This is a genomic window from Streptomyces sparsus, assembly GCF_054776295.1.
The window spans coordinates 1-6,006 of sequence record NZ_BAAHCA010000238.1 but is presented as its reverse complement, the minus strand read 5'-3'; the positions used below and the strand labels follow the sequence as shown (position 1 = coordinate 6,006).

Sequence of the window (6,006 nt, the reverse complement as noted above, 5' to 3'; positions counted from 1 at the left end):
GCCCGGGCGCGCGGCCGGTTCACGCGCAACTTCGTGGTGCAGGGCAGCGCCGCGGACTGGGCGCTGCTGATGCTCGCCGCGCTGCGTCGCTCCCTCGACGGGCTGCGGGCCGAGCTGGTCTTCTTCCAGCACGACGAGGTGATCGTGCACTGCCCGGCGGCGGAGGCCGACGAGGTGCTGACGGCGGTGCGGGAGGCGGGGCAGACCGCCGGCCGGCTCGCGTTCGGCGGGACCCCGGTCACGTTCCCGTTCAGCACCGCGGTGGTGGAGTGCTACGCGGACGCCAAGTGAGCGCCGAGGGCACCGGTCGCGAGGCCGGTTCCCTCGGCGTGCCGTCGGGCCGGCTCAGGGTTGCCAGGCGTCCCTTCCGGCGGTTTCGGTGCCGATCGTCGTGGTGTCCCCGTGCCCGGTGTGCACGACGGTCTCCGGCGGCAGCGTCAGCAGCCGGTCCCCGATGGAGCGGACGATGGTGGGGAAGTCGGAGAACGACCGGCCGGTGGCACCCGGCCCGCCCTGGAAGAGGGTGTCGCCGGTGAACACGGCGTTGAGTTCCGGCGCGTACAGGCAGACGGCGCCCGGCGCGTGGCCGGGGGTGTGCAGCACGGTGAGTTCGACGCCCGCGACGGTGAGGGTCTGGCCGTCGGTGAGTTCACCGTCGGGTTCGAGGTCGGGGTGGGTGAGGCGCCACAGCGGCAGGTCGTCCCGGTGCAGCAGGACGGGCGCGCCGGTGCGGCGGGCCACCTCCGGGGCCGCGTCGATGTGGTCGTTGTGCGCGTGGGTGCACACCACGGCCCGTACCGCGCGGTCACCGAGCGCGGCACAGATGGCGTCGGCGTCGTGGGCGGCGTCGATGATCACCACCTCGCTGTCGTCGCCGACCAGCCACACGTTGTTGTCCACCTCCCAGGAGCCGCCGTCGAGGGTGAACACACCGGAGGTGACGAGGTGGTCGATGCGTGCGGTCACGGCAGCATCACCACCGAGCGCAGCACGTCCCCGGACTGGATCTTCTCCAGCGCCTCGTCGACCTGGTCCAGTTCGATCGTCTCGGAGACGAACGCGGCCAGGTCGATACGGCCCTGGAGGTGCAGGTCGATCAGCATGGGGAAGTCGCGGGACGGCAGGCAGTCGCCGTACCAGGAGGACTTGAGCGACCCGCCCCGGCCGAACACGTCGAGCAGGGGCAGTTCCAGTCTCATCTCCGGGGTGGGCACTCCGACCAGGACGACCGTTCCGGCCAGGTCCCGGGCGTAGAAGGCCTGCTCGTACGTCTCCGGGCGGCCGACCGCTTCGATCACCACGTCGGCGCCGAAACCGTCGGTCGCCGCACGGATGGCCTCCACCGCGTCGGTCTGCGCCGAGTTGACGGTGTGGGTGGCGCCCATCGTGCGGGCCTTGTCGAGCTTGCGGTCGTCGATGTCGACCGCGATGATCCTCGCCGCGCCGGCCAGCCGGGCACCGGCCACGGCGGCGTCGCCGACTCCGCCGCAGCCGATGACGGCCACCGTGTCCCCGCGCCCGACCTGGCCGGTGTTGACGGCGGCGCCGATGCCGGCCATCACTCCGCAGCCCAGCAGTCCGGCCACCGCCGGCGACACCTGCGGATCGACCTTGGTGCACTGCCCGGCGGCCACGAGTGTCTTCTCCGCGAACGCCCCGATGCCCAGCGCGGGGGTGAGTGCGGTGCCGTCGGCCAGCGTCATCGCCTGCCGGGCGTTGTGCGTGTCGAAGCAGTACCAGGGACGGCCCCGCCGGCAGGCCCGGCACTGGCCGCACACCGCACGCCAGTTGAGCACCACGAAGTCGCCCGGCGCGACCTCGCTGACCCCCTCGCCGACGGACTCCACGACTCCGGCGGCCTCGTGGCCGAGCAGGAACGGGAAGTCGTCGTTGATGCCGCCCTCCTTGTAGTGGAGGTCGGTGTGGCACACCCCGCAGGCCTGCACCTTGACCACGGCCTCCCCCGGGCCGGGATCGGGGATCAGCACCGTCTCCACTCTGAGCGGTTCGTTCCTGCCCGGGGCGACGACGCCTCGTACTTCCTGTGCCATTCGCGGGGTTCCTCTCTGCGGGATGTCCGCCGGCTGCCGGGGCCGGAGCTCGGCAGCTCACTATCGCCGTCGCACCGACGGCGTTCAAGCACGTGTGCCCCTGGCGCCGGGCGTGCACGCTCCGCACCCGGTTCCCTCCGGCGAGCGGTCCGACACCGTACGGGACGCGGGGTGGCGGTCGCGGCCTGCCGTGCCCGCATGGTGAACGTCGACGACCCCGTCACTCGGGTGCAGGGTGAGCTGCGCGCGGCCCAGAGGACCGCCGGGTGACGCCGGGAGCGGGGTGCGTGCGGCCACCGGGGTGGGGGCGGAGGGCACCTGGCGTGACCCGGAGCAGCGTGCGCACGACGAGCGGGCGCCCGACACGCTGTTCCAGGTCGAGTACGGCGAGGTGGCGGAGGAACTCGTCGGCGACGGCATCGCCGCCGCGCCGCGACTGGTCAACCACCTGGCGGTGAACGGGCAGGTGCTCCACGCCCGGATGGAGAACGTGGAGGCCAGCGCCCTGGAACCGTGACGAGCCCGCCCGGCCCTCGGCCCGGGGGCCCGGCGGGAGTGCCGCCGGTGGGCCCGGTCGGGGGTCAGCTGATGCCGACGGCGTCCAGGGCGCGGCGTTGGGCCGCGGAGGGGCGGGCCGGCCAGATCAGGTAGCAGACGCCGCCGGTGCCGCTGCGGACCTGGCCGCTGCCGTCCCGGCGTTTGGTGCGCAGCCAGGTGTTCTCCCACTCGCGCCGGCGGTACACCCGGCGCACGGCGTTGTTGTCGGGCGAGTTGGGGTCGTTGGCGATGACGTCGCCGTCCGCGGTGAAGCCGATCAGGGTCATCAGGTGGCCCGCGGTGCCGTAGCCGGCGCCGGTGAGCTCGGTGGCCAGGAACGACTGCGAGGTGACCAGCGGAATTCCGGCACGTACCAGGCGTTCGGCGTCCCGCAGGGAGGAGAGCCGGGTGACGGTGGCCTGGAGCCCGTCGTAGGTCGCGGCGTAGGCGGTGCTGAAGGGCCAGTTCCCGCACCCCTCGTAGGTGTGGTCGTAGGTCTGCCGGGCGGCGTGGCAGACCTGCGGGTCGTCGTACTCGGGCTCCACCCAGGCGAGTTCGGCCGGATCGGGGCGGCGGCCCCAGTACTCGACGATCATCTGGGTGGACGTCGGGCTGCACCACGCCTCGCCGCCGTTGTCGTAGCGCGGGTAGCGGCCGAGGTGGACGTTCTGCGAGTAGCGCGGCACGTCCAGCTCGACCGCGCCGCCCCTGCCCGGATTGGACGCCGGGACCTCGAAGCGGTCGGGCACGTCGGAGCCGGTGGTGTCCAGCCGCCGGACCAGCGGGCCCGGGCCGCCGCCGGGCGCCCGGAGCAGCACGACCCGCAGCCGGAAGGCGGCGAACCGCAGCTCGCCGCCACGCGGGCCGATGACGACGGTGTCCGTGGACACCGAGCTGCGCCCGTCGCTCTGCCCGTCGACCGAGGTGCGGCAGGGCACGTCGTCGCCGTCACCCGAGGTCCAGACGCCCATGGTGTACCAGGGCGTCACGCCGCGGTCGGTGTAGGTCGCCTGGACCTCCACCCGCACCCAGGTGCCGGGCGGGGTGTCCGCGTTCCAGGACGTGATGAGTTCGGCGGCGGGGGTGCGCAGTTCACGTGTGGGTGAGGTCCACGAGGCGTACTCCCAGGTGGTGGTGGCGTCGTCGCGGTGCGGGTCGCGGTACTCGGTGGTGCCGGCGGGCCGGTCGAGCGCGAGGCAGGGTCGGCCGCCGTCGGACACCCGGGTGCCGTCGCCCGTACCGTCGGCCCAGTCCCGGCCGGTGTGCCACGAGTGGTGGGTCACCGTTGTCCCTTCCGGCTCCCGCCGGGGGCGGACGTATGTGCCGGCGGCGACTGCCGCCTGGGGAACCGCGACCGTTGCCGCGCCCGCGAGAGCGGCGGTCAGCATACTGCGGCGGGTGGTCTCGAAGCTGGGCATGGCTTGATCCCTCGGTCGTTCCGGCGGTGGGGGCGCCCGGGCACGGCGGATGGCCCACTATCGCGCTCCCCGATCCGGCATCGGTGGCGCCGAGGCGCCGACACGCCCAAGGACCAGCGGTCTGGCGGAGTGCTCCCGGCGGCGGCCGGGCGCCCTGCCCGCCACCGCCTACCCTGGCCGGATGGACTCCCGAACGGCGGCGCCCGGAAGCGGGCCGGCCGCACTCGCCGCCCACCTGCGGACGCTGGAGCCGTCCTGCGGGCCGGTCCGGCTGGTGGCCGTGGACGGGCACGCGGGCTCCGGCAAGAGCACCTTCGCCGGACGTCTGGCCGCGGAGCTCGACGGCGCGCCGGTGCTGCGGCTGGACGACCTGGCCAGCCACGACGCGCTGTTCGAGTGGACCGGTCGGCTGACCGCGCAGATCCTCGAACCGCTCGCCCGGGGCGAGGCCGCGCGGTTCGAGGTGTACGACTGGCACCGGCGGCGGTTCGACCGGGTGGCCGAGGTCGCGCCCGCGCCCGTGATGCTGCTGGACGGCGTGGGCGCGGGTCGCCGGGCCGTGCGCCCCCACCTGGCGTGCGTGCTGTGGATGGACCGGGAGGCCGACGAGTCCTGGTCGCGCGGCCGGTCCCGGGACGGGCCGGGACTCGCCGGGTTCTGGGACGGTTGGGTCCGGGCCGAGCAGCGGCACTTCACCGATGACCCGACGCGCCCCCATGCGCATCTGCTGGTCCGGGAGAAACTCCAGGGGTACGAGGTGCTGGAGGGGCCTGCGGGACAACGCCGAGCCACGCCCGAACCTCACTTTCCGTAGCGGACCGGGTCCGCATCGCGAAGTGTCCCAAGGACGCTCCCGGTTGCGGCCACACGACGCTTGACCGGGCACCGGCGAAGCACTTACGTTCTCAATGCGCGGTCTGTACCGGACTGCCCCCTGACGCGAAGCCCCCGGTCGTTCCCCCGTGACCGGGGGCTTCGTCCTGCCAGTTCAGCGGCGCACCCGCACCCGGGAGGCCACCCCGGGCGCGGCGCTACCAGCGCATCACGGAGGGTGACGAAACACGGGGTGGGCAGCGCCGGTTCCGTTCCGTCACCGGTGTTGCACCGGCTGTCAGGCGCCCTTCGGCGGAAGGCGCCCGCCAGGTACGATGCCGTCATCGCGGGGCGCCGGCGGAACCCGGCTGCGGGGCGGCGATTCCCCCCGACGGCACGGCTGTTGCGCGATCAGGGCCGACGCTTCCGGCCGAACACGGCGGGGGACCACTCGTGGGGGGATGCCATGGACTTCAGCACGCAGGAACCCCTCGACGCACCCGCACAGGCGCCCGCCGACCTCGCGTGGCTGCGTGGTGTGGACGCGTACACCGTGGGCAGCTACGCCCAGGCCGAGGACGAGTTCCGTACCGCCGCCGGTCTCGACCCGGGAATGGCCGACGCCTGGTTGGGGCTGCACGCGTTGCGGGCGGACACCACCACCGCGCTGCTGCGCATGTTCGAGTACCGGGACCGCTTCGGCGAGCAGCGCTCCCGGCACCGGAGAACGCTCAACTCCTGGTACTGGCTGGGCTGGTGGGTGCAGCCGGTGCTGGAGACCAGCCGGGACCTGCTGCTGGCGCACGCCTCGCACTGGCTCGACGGGCGGCACGTCGCCGAGCTCGACCGCGCCCTGGCGGGCTGCCCACCGCCCGAGTCCGATGCCCAGGTGCGGTTCCTGCACGCCTGCCGGGCCTACCTGGCGAAGGACTGGGAGGGGCTCGTGGCGCACACCGAGCCCCTCGTCGGGGACCACCTGCTCGGCATCGAGGCCGGCCTCTTCGCCGGCATGGCCCGGGTGCGGCTGGAGATGTACGGGCAGGCCGAGCCGCTGCTCGCCGCGGCGCTGATGCGCTGCCGCAGTGAGCAGCCGCAGCGCAAGGAGCTGCGGTACTGGCTGGCGCGGGCCCGTGAGGGCACCGGACGCAGCGCGGCCGCGCTGCCGCTGTACCGGGCGGTGCACCGGG

At 73.8% G+C, this 6,006-nt stretch carries 5 protein-coding genes and 2 pseudogenes; 4 read left to right on the top strand and 3 right to left on the bottom strand.

Annotated elements, in window-relative coordinates:
* Positions 1 to 291: pseudogene (locus tag ACYVE9_RS13170) on the top strand (bifunctional 3'-5' exonuclease/DNA polymerase); the annotation flags it as partial.
* A gap of 54 nt (positions 292 to 345) precedes the next feature.
* On the opposite strand, the gene ACYVE9_RS13165 reads toward ACYVE9_RS13170, so the two are convergent.
* Together ACYVE9_RS13165 and ACYVE9_RS13160 are read right to left on the bottom strand one after the other, a co-directional pair.
* Positions 346 to 966, bottom strand: coding sequence for an MBL fold metallo-hydrolase (locus tag ACYVE9_RS13165; protein ID WP_461028002.1), 621 nt, complete (start codon positions 964 to 966; stop codon positions 346 to 348).
* A complete protein-coding gene (locus tag ACYVE9_RS13160) occupies positions 963 to 2,051 on the bottom strand; it encodes an S-(hydroxymethyl)mycothiol dehydrogenase (RefSeq protein ID WP_461028001.1) in 1,089 nt (362 codons plus the stop codon). Before ACYVE9_RS13160 ends, ACYVE9_RS13165 begins: the two co-directional genes overlap by 4 nt.
* A 283-nt stretch (positions 2,052 to 2,334) precedes the next feature.
* On the opposite strand from ACYVE9_RS13160, the gene ACYVE9_RS13155 reads away from it, so the two are divergent.
* Positions 2,335 to 2,568: a hypothetical protein gene (locus ACYVE9_RS13155; RefSeq protein WP_461028000.1), complete on the top strand. Its 234-nt coding sequence runs from the start codon at positions 2,335 to 2,337 to the stop codon at positions 2,566 to 2,568.
* A 64-nt stretch (positions 2,569 to 2,632) separates the two neighbouring features.
* On the opposite strand, the gene ACYVE9_RS13150 is transcribed toward ACYVE9_RS13155, so the two are convergent.
* Positions 2,633 to 4,006: a C39 family peptidase gene (locus tag ACYVE9_RS13150; RefSeq protein WP_461027999.1), complete on the bottom strand. Its 1,374-nt coding sequence runs from the start codon at positions 4,004 to 4,006 to the stop codon at positions 2,633 to 2,635.
* 181 nt (positions 4,007 to 4,187) lie between these two features.
* On the opposite strand from ACYVE9_RS13150, the gene ACYVE9_RS13145 reads away from it, so the two are divergent.
* Together ACYVE9_RS13145 and ACYVE9_RS13140 are read left to right on the top strand one after the other, a co-directional pair.
* Positions 4,188 to 4,820, top strand: a complete 633-nt coding sequence (locus tag ACYVE9_RS13145; RefSeq protein ID WP_461027998.1) for a uridine kinase family protein — start codon at positions 4,188 to 4,190, stop codon at positions 4,818 to 4,820.
* A 465-nt stretch (positions 4,821 to 5,285) separates the two neighbouring features.
* Positions 5,286 to 6,006, top strand: a pseudogene (locus tag ACYVE9_RS13140) (AAA family ATPase); the annotation flags it as partial.